Genomic DNA, 18,727 nt, shown 5'->3' on the forward strand with positions numbered 1-18,727 from the left:
TCTAATATCCACTGGCTAGATGGTCTTTGGGGTCTGTTCGTCGGCCCATACGGACTCCTGATACATCTCGACTGTGATTTCTCTGACTTTGGACGTCTACCAAGGTCTATAATCACGATTACTTGGTGAAACGTGATCGAACGTGTCCCTGACGGTTGCCATCATCTCCGGTTGATTCTCTGTGAGCAGGACGCGATTTCCACTCGCAACTGACTTCACCTCGAATAGATATCTGGATTAAGCCTGGAAAGACTGATTCACTAACAGTATGCGATATGAAATATTATCACCCCCACTCGTGACAGGGGATGTATGACAGACACGTCGTCTCTCCTCGAAGCCCTCCACGGGATTGGGGAACGCATCGACGATGGGATGAGCGAAAAGGACGTTGAGAACGCCTTCCTAAACGAGAATTTCTACGAGGTACTGGGATATTCGGGCGCGGGCCACGACCTCCGAAGCGAGTGGACACTCCCGGACAACCGACGACCGGACTACGTCACTCTCGACGCAAACGAGTCAGTAACTGCTATCTACGAGTTCAAGACCTCCGGCAAGCAACTCGGCACGGAACAAGAAGACCAACTGTTCCACTACGTCGACGAACTCAAAGCTGATTACGGGGTGCTGACCAACGGTGAGGAGATTCGGCTTTACTCTCGGGAAGGACACGACGAAATGCTCACCGTCTACCTCACGGAAGCAACGTCGAGCCACGCCGCAGACCTCGGTGCGGCACTCTCGAAACCAGAGTGGGACATTACCGCCCCAACAAATGTCAATGAGTATCTGGACGGCCTCGATGCGGTGGAACTCTCCGGTGAACTCGGTCGGGAACACTTCTTCGAGACCTTCCGCTTAGAGGAAGACAGCCCGTTCGCAGACCTCGTCACTTCGATGGTCGACCTCCTTCAGGAACTCCGTGATGAGGAAGAAGCGAAGTTCGTGAAAGGAGCGTACGACTTCTGGGAAGCGAGTTACGCATCAGAGCCTGACGAGATTCCAGACTCGTGGGATGGCCTCATCGACGGGGGGAAACAGGAACTTCGGGACTTCATGTTCGCCCTCGAAAGTGGACACGCCCTTCTCGCTCGCCTGCTCCTCGCCAAGGCGTCTCTCGACCACGAGTTCTTCCCTGACGATCGTGGCCTCGAACGCTACTTCAGGGAACTCGGAGGCTTCAGCGGGACTATCAGCCTCGACGCCTACCCGGTCGCGGCGAACGGGATGATCGACGATATGCGGAACCAACTCGTCGAGAGCCTGTTCGAGGACGACATTTTCATCTGGTGGACAGACGGCTACGCAGAGGAAACAGCAAGCCTCCACAAGAACCCGTACAACCGCTTCCGCGACGTTGCGAAGGAAGGGACTGACGTTACCCGTGTCTCTCCTGCAACCCGTGAACGGTTTAGCCGGGCTGTTGCTCACGTCATCTTCTCCGTCCTGAAGTTCGACTTCTCTGCCGTCGAAGGCGACCCGCTTGGAGACCTGTACCAGCGGTACTTCGACCCAGAAACGCGCAAAGCCCTCGGTGAGTTCTACACGCCGCAGGAGGTCGTGGACTACATCATGGACGGCGTCGGCTACGACATGGGGATTCACGATGAACGCCTCATCGACCCGTCCTGTGGCTCAGGGACGTTCCTCGTCGAAGCCGTGGAACGATACATCAAGGACGTGGAACGCTACAACGACGACCCAGACTGGGAGGAACACCTGACGAAACTGTGTACTCGTCCCCACATCGTCGGACTGGACATTCACCCGTTCGCCGTCCTGATGGCACAGATTCGCTTTATGGTCGCTATCTTGCCGAAGTACAAGGAGGCGAAGCAGAGCAACGGCGACTTCACGATTCGTCGGCTCCCGATCTTCCGTACTGACTCGCTTCGAAACGAGCGCGAACTGAGTGGCGTTGACCTCGGCGACGATGGAACTGCGCAACTGACGTTCGACTCGATGACTGAGGACAGTCAGGACGTACGTATCCCGGTTCCGCTTCCAGTCGAAGTTGATGAGGATGAAGTCGATGAATCCGAGTACGAGGACGGCTTCTTGGTGCAGAGGGTTCGGATGCCACTGTTCGATAACATCCGACTGAACACGGGTGTTCGGAATTTCGGAGAATACTATGCGGCGCTTCAGGGCGTCCTCGACGTTGCGAAATGGTATCTCCACGAAGGTGAGTGGGAATACAGCGGTGGCCTGAAGCAAGGCATCGAGCGGTACACGACGAGAGAATACGACGGCATCGAGGAGTTCTTCGAGCCGTATCTGCAGGAAATCCTCGAAACCGTGCGCTACCTTCGACTCGAACACGGTGATGGTCGACTGTTCAAAATTTTCGAGGATACGGTTCTCTCGCTCGTCGTCAAGAATTACATGGACTACGGGTACGTCGTCGGGAATCCTCCGTATGTCCGGATTCAGCACCTCCCCGACCGGCAGAAGTCGATGCTCTCGCAACTCTACGAGTCCACAACAGGGAACTACGACCTTTACTGTCCATTCTATGAACGTGGCCTCGATTGGCTGAAAGAAGGGAGCGGAAAACTCGGATACATCACGCCGAATCAGTTCATGGTCACGGACTACGGTGAGGGCATCCGCCGTGTACTCCGTCGAGATTCCCGGCTCGATGAGGTGTACGATTTCCGTGATTCCGGCGTATTCGAGGACGCGACGAATTACCCGGCTATCATCATCGCAGAGGACGCGCCGGACAAAGATTCCCGGGATAAGAATGAGATACGGTGCGTCCGTGTGAAGGCGAACGTCGACGATGATTCTGGACGGGCCTTAGACGAGGCAATCATTACAGCAGTCCGTGACCACCGTGGAGAACCGGGTTACTCTGACGACTACATCGACGTGTTCGACTTCCCACAGAGCGAGTTGGGCGATGGATACTGGTCGATGATGCCACCGGAGGAGTTGCAGGTGTTCCGGAAACTCGAAAGCAAAGGTGACGACCGCATCGAGTCGGTTACTGATGCAGTGTTTCAGGGGATTCGGACGAGTGCGAACAAAATCTACATTGTGGACGTACTCGATGCCGACAGGATAGAGTCAGACGATACAGGAGAGAAAGTCACTGTCGTACCAATCGGTGAATCGAAAGAGTACGAAATCGAGTCTGACTTGCTACGGCCATTCCTTCAGGGCGATGAGGTGAAACGATGGCGTGGAGATTGGTCTGGATTACACGTTGTCCACCCCTACTACACAGAACAGACTGATGATGGCGAATTTGACTCAGGCCTATACTCAGAACAATACCTCCGAGATAACCTTCCTCTCACTTGGCAGTTCTTCATCAGTCATAAAGAGGCTCTTGAAGCACGAGAGAGCGGTCGAATGGAAGGACAAGAGGACTGGTATGGGTACATCTACCCGAAGAACCTCGACAAATTTGAAATCCCGAAAATCATCCAAGCCCATATCTCTGAAGATGCCACGTTCATGATCGACGAGCCGGGAACGTGGTACTTTACTACTGCTTATGGTGTCCTCCTCACCCCGAAATTCAGAAAATTAACACAGGAAATTGCCTGTGAACTGAACTCGAACGCACTCGACTTCTACTTCAAACACATCACAACGGTCAAAGCCGGTGGCTACTACGAATACCGTTCCCAGTACGTCGAGAAACTACCCTGCATTACTGCTGAACGAGATGGAGAGTTCGATACTCTCCGAAAGAAGGCCGGTGAGATCACAGACACCATCGACTTGGAGAGTCGAACTGAGCGCTTCCCCGAAGCCTACCTCGGAGACTTCGATGCCGAACTCGGCTACATCGACTACGAGTGGCAGACCCGTCGCTACCCGGTGAACGCGAGTATCCAGGAACTCGCAGACGGTCGATTTGCAGTACAAGCAGGTCGCTCGGACGAGATTACCGCACCACAGATGGACAAGGGCGATCGAGACGACCGGAAACTCAGAGCGAAGTACGTCCACGCCGCCGTTGACGGTCGGAAGATGAAGAAGGGAGAGGAACAGACGATTCCCATCCCGAAGCGTACCGAAGACGTGGAACAACTCATCGAGGCGCTGGAAGCCGACAGGCAGACCGTCGAGGAGACGAGCATCGACGACCTCGAAGCCGAGATCGACGACGTGGTGTACGACCTGTTCGACTTGACCGACGACGAACGACAGGTTATCGAAGACTACCTCGAAGTGTTCTGATTCACTGTTCAGTTACGTCTGCTCGTCCATCAATTCGAGGTCGTTTTCGAGTACAGAGTGGATGTAATGCCCAACTCGAACTTGCTTGGCCATATGGCTGGTACAGTCATCCTCCCGTCTGCCTAACTGTCGGCAGAAAGGACAGTGAGACTTTCTCCACGGCTTCCATGCTTCGAGACTCTGTGCGGCCTCCTCGTATGAGTCCCCTTCAAATTCGTTAATCTCGAAGTCGCCTACTCCGTAGTGTCGAACTATCTTGGTCGCTTCGTGGAAATTCGGAATAGCAACGGGTGGATACCGACCACCTACGGCAAAGTCTCCGAAGCCATTGAACCCGTGTTCCGCCGCCGTTTCAGGCCCCCAATTGTAGGGTTCACCCGAGTAGACGTTCATCGCGTTTGCGACTATCGTTCGACTCGCTGAGAAAATGTCTGCGAGAGCCTCAAGATAGCCATAATCACCTCTGTCCATGTCCACGGTATCGACCAAATCGAATATCGCGTAATCTGTTTCTCTCAGTTCGTGACCGAGTCGGTTCATCTCCGCTAGTTCGCCGTCGTCTAATTCTCGGGAGAGGAACAGACGAACTGCGACTTCACCGAAACGCTCTCTTGCTGTACGATACGCTTCGAGCGTTTCTGGAACGGGACGCCCAGAAATCACTGGTATGTCGATTTTGTCCTCGTACTCTCGGTAGAACTCGTTCTGACTGCTGTGGACTTCGAGGAGTGAATCCACGTCCTCTTTCAGTCCATTGCTTTTCTCGGACAGGTACTCAGGCAACTCGAGAAACAGTCGATCACTAGCCTGACGGTATGGGCTGAGATTATCGAAATCCTTCGGACTCGTGATTTCGAGTAATGGACACAGTGCCTTACCTTCTCGAAGTTTTTCGTACCGGCTCAACCCCCCAAATTTCTTCATGACGTGACGCTCGTTTCGCCCATCTCGAAGAATTGGGACGTAAATTCGTTCTCTATCGAGCGAAGTTGTTCCCAGCAGACATATTATTGTCAATCAAATCATAAATGTCTTCAGGTAGGTTAGAACTGACCTACAGGTCCGGAGAACCTGAACGCAGACGTCCGTTCTTCACTCGGAGAAGACGATCGAGTTCTCACCCCACAACGCTAACCAACTCCGCGCCATTCTCGCTCGCCGTGCAGCGAAGGGACTCATAGATACAGAGTTCGTCGAAAGAACTGCTGACGACTCCCGTCCTACTGTCGCGACCAACGGGATTGACGGCAAAGTCCTGGTCAGTGAGGATCTGTTGAATTGCCATATTGCGGTTGATTTGGCTATATTGCAGCACGCTTGATATTATGGTGAATTTCAACACGGGTACACGAAATTCTCGGTACCACGTTCGCGTACGTACAGCGTCGCCGTGCGTGCGCTTTATCGACGAGAAGAGGTCTCACACATCGATCTTTGACGGTACTGAGGCCCGTGACCGCTTTGCTCGTGAAGCGGGATACCTTCGACATAGACATCGCCGGTTTCCCGCTTCATCTTCCAAGTTCTACCGGTCGAAACCGACGTAGTCTAGTGATTCACCAGGGCCGCCGAGTTGAGTTCGACGACGTTAGAAACGCCACTGTAGAACGGTAAGATCAGGATCAGTTGTTGCAACTGCGATTAATTGACCGAAACTTTATTTTACAATAATTTGTTTTGTGACTCATCAGTATGGCATAATTCTAACTAGTTATCGACCACTTTAGTCCCGTACGCTAAAATTGCTCAACAAGCTAGAATGACTCTGGTACCAAATCGACTCGCCTTAGCACTTATATGGGGGATACTATATTAAAGTTCAAAAATCTGGTATTTAATTCCTTAGCAGACATTCGTTTCTTATTACTCATATTTTCGATATGTTGTCGTGTGGGTGAACAGGTATTGTGTAAATCTATTGCATCTCCCTATCGCCGTAAATTTCCCACTAGAACCCCTAAGTAGACTGTATTAGGAATGTTTTGAAAGACATGTTCTTCTATCTTACTCATTCCCGACATTGGCACCCGAATCTTTATTACGAACCAGTGGCTCAGAACTAGCCACAAGATAGGTTACCAGAAGCTCACGAAAGTGGAACCGAGGGCCCGATACCCGCGCCAACGGGTGCCGGGTTCCCCCGGCGGCACGAGCCCGCAAGAACGTTTCCAATCAAACGCTTCTCTCGGGCGTTGATAAATCTGCCGCTGGTGAGATGCTTTACCCAACCCACAGGAGACAACAATCTCAATCAGAGATCTGATAGCGGACGTTAGACTTACAAACAGCGGACAGCCGAGCTTGGAAGACCAGGTGAGGGTCATCAAACTCATCGACGATGCAGTTCTTCCAGACGGTCGAGACGGGTTCACCGAACGTGAACTCAAGGAGCTAGCAGACGAGGACGGGTCCGTTTTCGACTGCGAACTCAAGACTGCGCTCACAAACCTCTGCTCGACTTCGGTCCCACAGACGGACGGTGAGGGCGAGACCAACGTCTTAACTCGGTGGTTCCCTCCCGGTCCCGAGACGTACGTCATCAGCGAACGGCTTGACGACGTCGTCAACGGCGAGTTCGAAGAAACCGTCGTCGATGACCGAGAAGCCCTTGTCGACCACATCCAAGACGACGATGCGCCCGACTCGGGTGACGAGCGAGCCGTCGCCGACGGTGGAGTAACCGTCCGTTCGGTAGTAAGCGAGGCGCTCGATGTTGACCCTGATGGTGTCGTTGACCACCTACGAGCCGGTGAACTAGGTGACCAAGTCGACCGAATCAACGGTGCGATCGATGGAATTGAGAACCACGATGAGGCCGACAGACGTGATACGTACGGACGAATCACATTCCGGCACGTGGCGTATCGTTACTACTTCACAGAGGCCGTCGCCGCGTACCTCCACTAGAGGGCAAGCGGCGTACACCCCATTTTTCTGAGGCTCACAGTTGTTACAGAGTCGCAAGAATATACTACCTGCTCAATCAGTATTGGGGAAGTGGTCCAGAGGAAGTGACTTTAACGTCGTAAGCTGGAGCTACATCAGTTGAACCCTATCACCTGCGATGACTGCAAACACTGAGAAGGTGCATACATCGAGGATGCCGTATAGCTTCACAGCATGCTACTCTATCGATCAAAGGCCTCTTCCAGTTTCTCATACATCCTTCTTCGCCGGGCCTTCCGCTCTTGCTCCCTCGACAAATAGTTCCGGAGTACAACTTCCGTCGACGAACTCCCCTGGTCTTCAGCAGCTCCCTCCAATCCTTCAAGCACCTCTCCAACAGCCTCCTGATACGCCGAGTACCAGAACCGCCGTCCCATCTTCGGCGTCGGCGTACCCCCATCGACAACGACACCAGCAGTGTCAGCAAGTTGTTTGAACCGACGACGTATCGTGCTAACTGACACGTGTCCCGTCGACGATGACCGAGACGGGAACAGATACCCGTTCCACGTCTCACGGTCAGAGAGCGTATCAATCCGATCAGCGACGACGTCGACGCCATACAGCAGCGTCACCTCACCGGGGCCGTTCTTCCGCTCTCCATCACCGAACGACAGATGCGGATCCTCTGCGTCCAAGACCACCTGGTCTACGTGCAACGCGGCAACCTCTGAAGGTCGTAACCCCCACCCAGCAAGCGCGACGACGAGCAACTCCGCTTCGGGTGAATCCACCTCACTGTAGATCCGACGGACCTGCGACGCCGACAATGCCTGTGGGTCCGGTTCGCTGGCTCCCCATCCGAACTCTTCGCCAGCCTCAGAGAGTGGATTGTACTTTGAGTATTTCCGGCGTTTCACGAAGGCGTACCACGCTCTTGCGACGTGGAGATACTCGAGTTTCGACCGGTCCGTCGAGAGTTCCTCGTCGAAGACGTCGAGGACGGCAAGACAGCGTTCTATCTCTCGTGGCTGCGAATCTAACTCAGACAGCGGTTCGAGCAACGCATCCGTCCCGTGTAGTTCTCGATACGTTCGAACCCACTTGGCCAACCTCGTCCGATGGGTCCACAGTACTCTTTGCCCGTCCACCTCGAGTTTGTATCGAGTTGAGGTACACTTCTAGAGCGTTGACAGTATCTTCGTCATCGACGTCCCATTCCCACTCCTCAGATTCCTTATCTTCGAGACCGACGACGTCGACGAAGAACTGCTTGGGCGTCAAATCGTGGTGCTCGCGTAACGCGTACGCGATGCCGCTGTACCCGTGTTCGGTGAGCCAGTCGTAGGTTGGGACGTCGCGGTCCTCGTCGAATCCATCGCGATATCGCTTCGGTGCGATGTCTTGCCAGTAGACATCGACGAGTTCGTCGAGGCTCATTTGTGACCACTTGTAGCGGCGCTCTCTCGTCCCTTCGTCTGAAACTGTCTCTTCAATGCTCGAACCCTGGGAGTCAGACTGTTGATTCACGCCTGCTCACCGGGGAGTAACCCTCTCGCTGCGTGTTGGGGTAATTCTGAATGTGAGATTTTCATTACTCACCGACTTTCTCACAATGAGTTAATACTTTGGCTTGTGCAGGAGTGGGTCATACACAACCGTAATTAGTAAAATTGGGCTGTTTCTCCCACTACGTATCATATATCATATACCGCTATACAAAACTGAATTTCGGCTGCTGCCCAAATTTCTGGAAGATGAACCCATTGTAGCTTCAGAAAAAGGGAGTCGTAACCGAAACGTAATCAGAGTGTTACTGATTCCACGGCGGAGTCAGGAACGACACCACTTTTGCTCCATCCCCGATGTTCGTAGTACTCGTCGAGTGCTGCTTCGAAGTCAGGTAAATCATACGGCAGACAGTCGTCATCGCGGTTGAACCCACGTTGATTGTTGAAGTGGCGCTCAAGAGTCACGATTCGCTCGCCTACTGACAAAAGGTCGTCAAAGTCGGCTCCGAACAGAGCTTCGAACCGCTGTGGACTCATGTAGTCCCGGGAAAATTTGCAGACAACACCGCTATCGCACAGTGCCATCAGGTTTTCACGCTCCACTAGGCGGTCAGACTTTCCAAGCGTTCCGTTCGGGTCTAACCCGTCTTTGGCTGGTACGAGCGGGTACTCAACGGAGTAGAACGTCGCGTACATGTGGTCTGCACCTCGGTTTGCAACCGCGTATGAGAGGCCCTGGCCTTGCAAGACCCGGCCTTCGTGAGCAGCGAAGTCCATCCCTTTGACCGACCAGTTTTCCACGCCTAACTTTGCATGTGCGCGGTCGATTCCCTCCGCGAGCGTATCACCGATTCCCTCTCGGTGGGCGATTTTCTCTACGAGTGACCAGATGAGCTCACGATTTCCAAATTCATCCTCTGCTTGGAGATATGCTGCAATCGTATTGCCTGTACTGATTGCGTCGAGGCCGTAATCATCGCACAGGTCGTTCGATTTCATCACATCGACGATGTCGTCGACACCTGCGTTCGAGCCGAATGCCATCGCAACTTCGAACTCTGGGCCCTCGGTTTCGACGCCGCGTTCCTCATCTCTCGTTGGGAGCTTACACGCAAACGCGCACGCAGAACACGTCCCTTTCTTGTATTTTTTCGCCTCGACAGCATCACCGTTGATACCATTGACTCCCTCGTACTGCTGCTCCGAGAAGTAATACGATGGAAGGCCATCCATCTCGTTTGCGAGGTCCATTACGGCGACTGTCCCCTGACGTTTCATGATGTGGTCGTCCGTCGCTGCTTCGCGGTGAATCTCCATCTGTGATGCAGGGACGTTGATGTCTGCTGAAGAGTCACCACCGAATGTGACTGCTTTCACATTTTTTGCCCCGAGGACAGCGCCGAGCCCACCACGGCCAAACGCACGTTCTTCGGAGGTCATGATCGACGCAAAGCGGACTTCGTTTTCGCCCGCCGGGCCGATAACAGCCGTCTGGTCTGCTCCGATACCGTACTCAGCGTCAAAGTACTGGACCGTTTCGGGGACTGTCGCACCTTCTAAATGGGTTACGTCCTCGAACTCGACACCATCGTCACGGACGTGGACCGCTACGAGTGACTCTGCATTACCGACAAACTCGACCGCACTGTAACCAGTGTCTGCGAAATTCCGCGACATGAAGCCACCCGCATTCGATGAGAGGAGCCCATCAGTAAGCGGGGAAACTGCAGTGGCATTCATTCGACCGGTGAAACTCATCGTGGATGCTTGCATCGGACCCGAAGTGAAGATGAGTCGGTTTTCGGAGCCGAGTGGATCTGCATCGAACGGAATCCGCTCGTGTGCGAGGTGTGTGGCGACTCCCCGTCCACCGATGAAGGTCTCTAACACCGGAGTGATATCTGACTCCTGCGCCTCAAGTGCGCGCAGATCAATTGTCAGTAACGGTCCTTCGTTGTGAAGCGTGATAGATTTCTTCGTGTTTGTCATGGTCTCAATGTGGCCTGTCGTCGTAGAACGTTCCGAATCGAACGGTGAGGGCGACTATGCGCCCTCGAAGATACGTCGAATGGTTTCGTGTTCGAGCAGGTTGTCCGGGTCCGTGATGTCGGCTTGAATTTCACCGCGCTCGATGACGTAGAACTGCTCTGCCGTCCGTTCAGCATATCGGATGTTCGACTCGGCGACGAGAATTGAAACGCCAAGGTCTTGGATTCGGCTGATACCCTGAATCAGCTGGTCTCGGACGGAAGGTGCCAGTCCCTCGAACGGTTCGTCTAGGAGGACGAGGTCTGGGTCTCCGGCGATGGCTCGACCGATAGCGACCATCTTTTGTTGACCGCCACTCAGTTGCGCAGCGGGTCGATCGAGGAAGTTGTTCATCTCCGGGAAGATTCCCGTGACACGCTCGACGATATCATCGAACTCCATGTCAGATCGCTCTTCAGTTCCCCAGGCTGCAATCTGGAGGTTGTCACGGACACTTAGATGTTCGAACAAACGTCGGTCCTCCGGGGCAATTCCGAGTCCAAGGGCTGGACGCTCGTGCGGCGGCTCGGCTGTCACATCAGTGCCTCGGACGCTAATCGTTCCAGACGAAGGAGTGATGAGTCCCATAATACTTCGGAACGTCGTCGTCTTGCCTGCGCCATTTCGGCCAATGAGTGCGACAGTCTCGCCTTCATCGACAGCCAGGGAAATACCGCGAAGTACGGGAACGTTATCGATCGAGGCGTGCAAGTCGTCGATTTCGAGTAAGGAACTCATCTCAGGCGCCCTCCTCGCGGATGTGTTCGAGCACTTCATCCGAATTGAGTACGGCTTCAGGCTCGCCCTCGGTCAGGATACGGCCATTGTGCAGTGCTACGACTCGATCGGAGTAATCAAGAACGAGTTGCATATCGTGTTCGACGAAGATGAGCGACGTTCCAGTCTCTCGGGCTGCATTCGTTGCGATGTCCATCACGTTTTCTTTTTCTTCAGATCCGACACCGCTCGTTGGTTCGTCGAGTAACAGCAGGTCCGGTTCGAGCGCGAATGACATCGCGATGTCCAGAATCTTCCGCTTACCGTGCGGGAGGTTCTCTGCTTTCATCTCCCGCATATTCGTTAGCCCGAACGTCTCAAGCACATCAAGCGCTTCTTCGTGAACCGCTTCGTCCCTCGAGAGTGGACGAACAAAGTCTGAGGTCTTACCGTCACGTGAGACTAGCGCGGCTTTGACGTTCTCGATAATGGTGAGGTCATCGTAAAGATGCGGAAGCTGGAACGAACGTGCGATACCTTCTTTCACCCGCTTGTAATCGGCGAGCTCTGAGATATCTTCTCCTTTAAACGTTATCTGTCCACTCGTCGGCGAAAGTGCCCCGGAAACGAGATTGATGAACGTCGTCTTTCCGGCCCCGTTTGGACCGATGACACCCACAATCTCGTCTGAGTAGAACTCGATGTCGACGTCGTCCGCCGCGACGACGGAGTCGAATGTTTTCCGAAGGTCGTTCGTCTCTAACAGTGGTGCGCGATTACTCATTATCGGATCCTCCGTAATGTCGGACTAATCGTTTGGCTCCTCCCCAGAGCCCGTCACTCCGGAGAATCACCACGATCACGAACATGATGAACCCCATTGTGAACTGCCAGTAATTGGACACCAGTGCGACTGCGTACTCACGGAGCAACACATAAATTGTCGCCCCGACGAGTGGGCCTCCAAACGTGCTTGCGCCACCAATGAGGGTCATGAAGACAATTTGGCCCGAGTACGTCCAGTCGAGGATTTCGGGCGTTATGTGTCCAGAAAGGACACTGTACAGCGCCCCGCTGAAGCCAACGAAGAGTCCCGAAAGAAGCGTTGCATACCACCGGTAACGCTTGACTGGGATACCCATTGCGCGTGCGCGCTCGGGATTCTCTCGGAGCGTCTTTAGCGTTAAACCGAAGGGCGATTTCACGATGAGCCACGCGAACACAATTGAAAGCCCGAATGCAAGTACGACGATGTAGTAGTACAACTCGGTCAAGAACGTAATCACGGTCAGACTCTCGAACGCCTGTCCGAAGACGTGCGGTTGTCCAACACCGATGCCGTCGGTCCCGTTCGTAATGTTGTACAGTTTTGCCGCAAGCACGTACAGAATCTGTGCGAGTGCTAGTGTTAGCAGTGAATAGTAGATGTCGGACGTGTTGAGAGTCACTGCACCGATAACTGCTGCTACTGCGACCGCTGCCACGGCACCGAGGATGACGAGGATGAACAACTCTCGGATCCCGGTGTATTTCATCAAGAGGGCAACAGTGTACGCACCGGTTCCGAAGAACGCTGCGTGACCGAACGAGAGCGACCCAGCGTACCCAAAGATGATGTTGTAGCCGAGAACGGCGATACCGAGGATTTGAATCCACGCGATGAGGTTCAGATAGTACGGCGAGTCGACGAGGAACGGGAGTGCGTACAGTACGATGAACGCAACGAGTGCCACCCCGTACCAAAGGAACATCGTCGAGCCGTTGAATCGCTCTGTGATCGCTGACAAGCCTTCTCCACTCATCACTCAAGCACCCCTTTTCCACCGTAGAGTCCTTCGGGCTTGACGAGAATAATGCCAGCCATAATCAGGAAGACAATGGCGAGTTCGAGCTCTGGGATGTACGCGATGCCGAAACTCCGAATGAGTCCGATAAGGATCGACCCAACAATCGCGCCACGAAGACTCCCCAGACCGCCGATGACAACGACGGCGAACGCGAGGAGGATATACTCGACCGATAGACCCGGCGTCGCGGAGGCAAGTGGCATGAGTAGCGCACCGCCGAGCCCTGCAAAGCCGGTGGCGACCGAGAACACGACGAGTCTAACACGACTCACATCGACGCCCAATGCTTCGACCATCTCTTCGTCTTCGGCAATCGCCTGCGCGATTTTCCCGAGTTTTGTCCGTTTGAACAGCAAAAACGGGATAACCGCTGCGAGCCCGAAGATACCGATTACAAGTAAGTTGTAAACCGGGTACGTATTGCCGAACATCGGGACCCTTCCCAAAAGTTCGAGCGGTCCCGAGATGCTCAGCGGCGATGAGCCCCAAACGAATTGCATAGCGTCCTCTAACATGAGTACGACGCCGAACGTCCCGAGTAGCTGGTAAGTTTCGTCAATTTCGAACAGCGGTGAGAACACTGTCCGCTCTAACACCGCCGCGAGTACGATGATGATGGCCGGTGCAGCAACCAACATCACGAGGAACGGCACGACGGGTGAGTCGACAATGCCGACTGCCATTTTCGAGAGCGATGCCGCTACGTAGGCCCCAAGCCCGAGGAACGCGGCGTGGGACATATTCATCAGGTTCATGACTCCAAACGTGAGGCTCAGGCCCAGCGACACGAGATACAGGATCGCCGCATAGTAGAGGCCATTGAACACGTATAGGAGGATATCTCCAGCTGCCATGGTTAGATAGTGTGATGTGGGCTTCGTATTAGGGCATCTGCTCGATCCAGTCCATCGTCTTCACGCCGTCCGGCGGGTTGACGAGTCCGGCAGGAATCATCTTGAAGTTCTCCATGACTGCGAAATCATAGCCGTCTTTGTGCGTTGTGCGGCCGAAGAGTGCAGGTTCTTTCGCTTGGTGGTTCGGCATTGCAACACTTCCCGTCGGGCCCTGAATGGACGATCCTTCGAGCGCGGCAACAATTTGGTCCTGCGTGGGGTACGAGCCCGTGATGTTGTACGCTTTTTCGACGGCACCGACGTAGAACTTGATTGCTTGCCACATGTGATACGACGGGTAGATTGGGTAAGAGTCGTATTCGTTGTGGTACGCGTCGACAAACTTCCGTTGGACTGGGTTGGCACTCGCGTAATTGAATGCGTGGGGCCCTCGAGCACCTGTGATGATGTCTTCGGGCATGTCCTTCCCCATGTCCTGCAGTTCGTGTTCTGCGCCGCCGAAGATCATCTGCGTCTGGTCGAGGAGCCCTTGCGACTGTGCCTGTTTCGTGAACGTGACTGTGTCACCACCCCAGAAGCTCGAGAATATCACATCAGGTTCGGCGTCTTTCAGCTTGCTGATGTGTGTTGTGTGGTCTTTTGCGAGCAGCTTAGGGAACCGTTCCGCCACAATTTCGATGTCAGGGCGGAGCTTCTTGAGAGCCGCTTTGAAAATATTCATGTTGTCGTGACCCCACGAGTAATCCTGGTTAATTCCAGCAACGCGCTCGACGTCAGGCATATACTGGTCGATGTAACGCGCAGCACCAATTGCGCCGACAGAGAGGTGAGCTGACGTCCGGAACACGTACTCGTAGCTCTCTTCTTCGAAGAGTTGGTGGGTTCCTGCGTCGTAAATGAGTGTGAGTTGTTCAAGTTCGTCGACGACGGGAGCGACAGCGAGGGCGTCACCGCTGGAGACGAATCCGATGATAGCATCGACGTCATCTTTGGTCTTGAGACGGCGAACAGTACTCACCATCTGGTCTGTTCCGGCGGCCTCGTCGATGTACTGCGCGTCGATCTTACGTTGACCAAGGATACCGCCGTTCTTGTTAATGTCCTCAACCAACAGTTTGGCAGCGTTCACCGATGGTTTACCGAAGATTGACGCCGCACCGGAGGTGAAGGTGATGAACGCAATTTTCACTGGTTCTGATGTATCTGCCTCAGACTGCCCCTTGTTGTCGCCACTGCCGACATCTTTCGAAGCATCGTCTGAGTTTCCGAGTAGCGCACATCCTGACAGGGAAGTGGAAAGTCCTGCTGCACCCATACCACGAAGTAGTGTCCTCCGCGAAACAATGTCATTGTTCGACATACCAAGAGAGACATAAGTGCTACATAATAAATCTTGACATTCATGGAAATTGTTGCCTCATAAATCACCCTCGATTCTTCCCGTGAAGAATAGTACCTCATTTATCACGAGGGTCACAATTCAGCTAGACAGGCTCTGTATGTTCGATAATCTGCCTTTCCATGATCAGGAATTGCCAACTAGATTCTCTAATTAATGCCGGTAACAAATAGTTTAAGTATCTAAGTTAATCCGATATGGTATGTTCGAGCCAGACACAGTCTGGGAGTTTAGCATGGCGAATCGAGTGAAATTCGGGACAGGTTCGGTCTCGGAACTGCCCACTGAAATACGGAGCCGAGACGGTGATACTGCCCTTATCGTTACTGACGAGGGTGTCAAGGAGGCGGGTGTTATCGACCAGGTCACTGCCCCACTGCGCCAGCAAGAAGACATTGACGTGGAAGTATTCGCCGGTGTCGAACCAGACCCCTCGCTCAAAATTTTCGAGGCCGCAATCTCAGTCGCCCGCGAGATCGAGCCCGACGTGGTAATCGGCGTTGGCGGTGGGAGTTCAATCGACGTCGCAAAGACGACCGGTGTTGTCTATAAATACGGTGGTGAAATCTTAGACTACGTTGCTCCACCAACTGGGGATGGAAAACCCGTTCCTGGGCCGACGCTACCAGTCATTGCAATTCCGACTACCGCTGGCACAGGATCTGAGACATCACCTGTGTCGGTCATCTCGCTCCCTGATCGGAAGCTGAAAGTTGGTATCTCAAGTAAACACCAATATCCCGATCTGGCACTCGTCGATCCGTCACTGACCGTGTCACTCCCACCGGGGCCAACAGCTTCCTCAGGTATGGACGCATTGTCTCACGCTATTGAATCGTACACGACACGGCGATTCGACACAAAGCCACGCCCTGAAGACCCGGCAGATCGCCCTGATTACAATGGTCGCACGATTCTAACCGACCAACTCGCACGGAAAGCAATCGAGCTAATCGCAGACAACCTTCGTCGTGCAGTCAACAACGGTTCAGATCTTGAAGCTCGACGGAACATGTCATTAGCGAGCCTGATGGCTGGAATCGCCTTTACCAATGCTGGGCTAGGTGCGACACATGCGATGGCGTACCCGGTCGCTGGCGAACATCACACCCCTCACGGAGTGACGATTGCAACGCTTCTCCCGGCTGTCATGCGGTTTAACGCCACCGGTGCCTTCGACCGATACGATGAAATTGCTCGCCTGATGGGCGAAGACGTCGAAGGGTTGAGTAGAGATGCGGCCGCTGAGAAAGCGGCAACTGCAGTCGCAAAACTCGCTTCTGATGTGGGGATTCCCGAGAATCTCACCGAACTCGGCGTGACAGAAGACGAGATCGCTGCTTTCGCCGAAGACACCATGGAGATCCAACGTCTCCTCGTCGGCAATCCGAGACGTGTCGAACAGGTTGATGTTGAACACATCTTCCAGCAATCTCTCTAGGGTGGTCGCAACTTAGCGTTAGCAACAAAACCCTCAATCCGTCACAAGGTCAGCGTCAAGGTCCAGATTCCGTAATATCGTCTGGAGCCTCTACGAAGCACGAAGAGAACCCGTCCTCGCTCTTGTCACTTTTTGGTACTGTAGGTTGGTTCAGAGAGCGGACCACGTCCGGTTTCTTTGTTGGAGCTGCTGTATCCAATCGTTAATAAATCGAGATATAAAATGGCGAAGTTTTGATTCTTATCGTCACGAAATGTAGTCATCCTAAAAACAATTGGTTCAAAGACCCAGGACCAATCAGAGCATATCGTGGTCCCGAGATAAGCTAGAAAAAAGGTACGTCCATTTCGAAATTACAGAATAATGTTGCCCGTTTTTGCACTTTCCACTCGCATTCGCTCTTCCGTGTCTGTTGTGCAAAGCACTTCGGTGTGTTCCCAATACGAATTATTATTGAACGCGAACCTGCTTGCGTTTCAACCGTACTTGCTGGAGAATTGTTCTGAAAGCTGAAGGGGAGTCTAGTTCTCAATCCGAACGGTATAGAATCCGGCCAGAGATCGAGGCCTAGCCACATCATGTTAGAATCACCATCCACCGAAATCAGTTGGAGCAAATCACGAATATAGAATTACAGTAGTACGATTGTAATAGTTAATGAGTAACCCAGGTAGAAAGAGCGGGTGTGGTGTTTCTCACAGGAGGCACAGGCCGAGTTACCTATAATGGCCACATTGATATACAAAAAGGACATTTCCTATTACGAAATGGGCTCGAACCAACCAACAGATAAAGACGATGGGGGTTCTCCCGGTGGGGAGGGTCGACCTGAGGGTGTTCTCGTGAGTTCAGTGGCTAAGTCGATTGATATCATCGAGTCGTTGCGAGAACTTCGAGAACCAACTGTTTCCGAGGTCGCAACCCACCTGGGTTACTCTGTCAGTTCGGTATATAAGCATCTCGCGACGCTCGAAGACCGAGGGTACGTTGTGAAAGACGACCACCTATACCGGCCGAGCCTTCGGTTCTTTGAGATTGGCTCCGAGATTAACAGGCAATGGCTTGATGTGTACGAACCTGCACGAACTGCACTTGAAGAGTTAGCCCAAGAGACTGGCGAGAACTGCTGGCTGATGATTGAAGAGCAGGGGACTGGCGTGATGGTGTGTAATGTTTCGGGTAAAGATGCACTAGAGCCTGGTTACTTCTATGAAGGTAAACGTGCAGAACTGTACCGTAGCGCAGCAGGTAAGGCAATTCTCGCAAATCTCTCTCAGGATAAAAGAAACAAAATCATTGAATCGGCTGAATTCGATAAACTGACCGAACATACTATCGCCAGCCGGGAGACGCTCCGAGACGAGTTAGAACAAATACGTGCGGATGGGTTTGCAGTTAACGACGAAGAGGCCCAACCAAATATACGCGCTCTCGGTGCTCCAATTATGGACGTAGATAACCGAGTTCTTGGAGCTATAAGTATTTCCGGTCCGACGAGCCGGATCTCTGGAGAGTACTACGAAACAGAGCTCCCGGAGATACTCGCAGAGAAGACGAATATCATAGAAATTAAATTACTCTAATAGAATTTGATAGTCAAATTTTTGTCATTGCCACTCTATCTAGCAGATTGTTAATTTCAGATGTCCGCCTACATGGACAAGGAAGTCTACATCAAGCTCTATCGGGACGCTTGGCAATGGTCCCGTTTACAGCCATGAAATTATATAGGCTGTGTCCTCATCGCCTCCCCTAGCACATCTCAGAATACTGTTCTACTGTTCCGTGCGCGATTAGAGTCGAATACGAGTAGACTTACTTGAGTAGAGGGAAGACTTCTATTA

Annotated in this window: 11 protein-coding genes and 2 pseudogenes; 4 read left to right on the plus strand and 9 right to left on the minus strand. The window is 53.1% G+C overall.

Annotated features, from left to right (window positions below; genetic code table 11):
- Nucleotides 1-312 precede the first annotated feature (312 nt).
- The gene (locus C438_RS02550; protein ID WP_004967680.1) at nucleotides 313-4,200 is read left to right on the plus strand and encodes an Eco57I restriction-modification methylase domain-containing protein; all 3,888 of its coding nucleotides are present in this window, start codon (nucleotides 313-315) and stop codon (nucleotides 4,198-4,200) included.
- Nucleotides 4,201-4,212: 12 nt separating this feature from the next.
- Here C438_RS02550 and C438_RS02555 read toward each other — a convergent pair whose 3' ends face one another.
- Nucleotides 4,213-5,124 (minus strand): hypothetical protein, encoded by a 912-nt coding sequence (locus tag C438_RS02555; protein WP_004967681.1) that lies wholly within the window; start codon nucleotides 5,122-5,124, stop codon nucleotides 4,213-4,215.
- Nucleotides 5,125-5,501: 377 nt separating this feature from the next.
- Nucleotides 5,502-5,652: pseudogene (locus C438_RS18835) on the minus strand (IS5/IS1182 family transposase); the annotation flags it as partial.
- Between the two features lie 849 nt (nucleotides 5,653-6,501).
- Between C438_RS18835 and C438_RS02565 the strand changes: the two are divergent.
- A complete protein-coding gene (locus C438_RS02565) occupies nucleotides 6,502-7,107 on the plus strand; it encodes a hypothetical protein (RefSeq protein WP_049917676.1) in 606 nt (201 codons plus the stop codon).
- 221 nt (nucleotides 7,108-7,328) lie between these two features.
- Here the strand turns inward: C438_RS02565 and C438_RS02570 are convergent.
- From C438_RS02570 to C438_RS02600, 7 genes and pseudogenes are all read right to left on the minus strand, one after another.
- A pseudogene (locus C438_RS02570) lies at nucleotides 7,329-8,526 on the minus strand (tyrosine-type recombinase/integrase).
- Between the two features lie 365 nt (nucleotides 8,527-8,891).
- Nucleotides 8,892-10,586: an aldehyde ferredoxin oxidoreductase family protein gene (locus C438_RS02575; RefSeq protein ID WP_049917677.1), complete on the minus strand. Its 1,695-nt coding sequence runs from the start codon at nucleotides 10,584-10,586 to the stop codon at nucleotides 8,892-8,894.
- Nucleotides 10,587-10,640: 54 nt separating this feature from the next.
- Nucleotides 10,641-11,363 (minus strand): ABC transporter ATP-binding protein, encoded by a 723-nt coding sequence (locus C438_RS02580; protein ID WP_049917678.1) that lies wholly within the window; start codon nucleotides 11,361-11,363, stop codon nucleotides 10,641-10,643.
- 1 nt (nucleotide 11,364) lies between these two features.
- Complete coding sequence (locus C438_RS02585) at nucleotides 11,365-12,126, minus strand: ABC transporter ATP-binding protein (RefSeq protein ID WP_004967686.1); 762 nt, start codon at nucleotides 12,124-12,126, stop codon at nucleotides 11,365-11,367.
- Nucleotides 12,119-13,144: a branched-chain amino acid ABC transporter permease gene (locus C438_RS02590; protein ID WP_152421734.1), complete on the minus strand. Its 1,026-nt coding sequence runs from the start codon at nucleotides 13,142-13,144 to the stop codon at nucleotides 12,119-12,121. The genes C438_RS02585 and C438_RS02590 overlap by 8 nt, the downstream gene beginning before the upstream one ends.
- Complete coding sequence (locus C438_RS02595) at nucleotides 13,144-14,043, minus strand: branched-chain amino acid ABC transporter permease (protein ID WP_004967688.1); 900 nt, start codon at nucleotides 14,041-14,043, stop codon at nucleotides 13,144-13,146. The genes C438_RS02590 and C438_RS02595 overlap by 1 nt, the downstream gene beginning before the upstream one ends.
- Nucleotides 14,044-14,071: 28 nt before the next feature.
- The gene (locus C438_RS02600; protein ID WP_082677712.1) at nucleotides 14,072-15,403 is read right to left on the minus strand and encodes an ABC transporter substrate-binding protein; all 1,332 of its coding nucleotides are present in this window, start codon (nucleotides 15,401-15,403) and stop codon (nucleotides 14,072-14,074) included.
- 241 nt (nucleotides 15,404-15,644) lie between these two features.
- Between C438_RS02600 and C438_RS02605 the strand changes: the two genes are divergently transcribed.
- Both C438_RS02605 and C438_RS18840 read left to right on the plus strand, forming a co-directional pair.
- The gene (locus tag C438_RS02605; RefSeq protein ID WP_049917679.1) at nucleotides 15,645-16,883 is read left to right on the plus strand and encodes a hydroxyacid-oxoacid transhydrogenase; all 1,239 of its coding nucleotides are present in this window, start codon (nucleotides 15,645-15,647) and stop codon (nucleotides 16,881-16,883) included.
- Between the two features lie 725 nt (nucleotides 16,884-17,608).
- Nucleotides 17,609-18,466, plus strand: coding sequence for an IclR family transcriptional regulator (locus C438_RS18840; RefSeq protein ID WP_083899922.1), 858 nt, complete (start codon nucleotides 17,609-17,611; stop codon nucleotides 18,464-18,466).
- Nucleotides 18,467-18,727 lie beyond the last annotated feature (261 nt).

The organism is Haloferax denitrificans ATCC 35960 (genome assembly GCF_000337795.1).
In the GTDB taxonomy this organism is placed as follows: Archaea; Halobacteriota; Halobacteria; order Halobacteriales; family Haloferacaceae; genus Haloferax; species Haloferax denitrificans.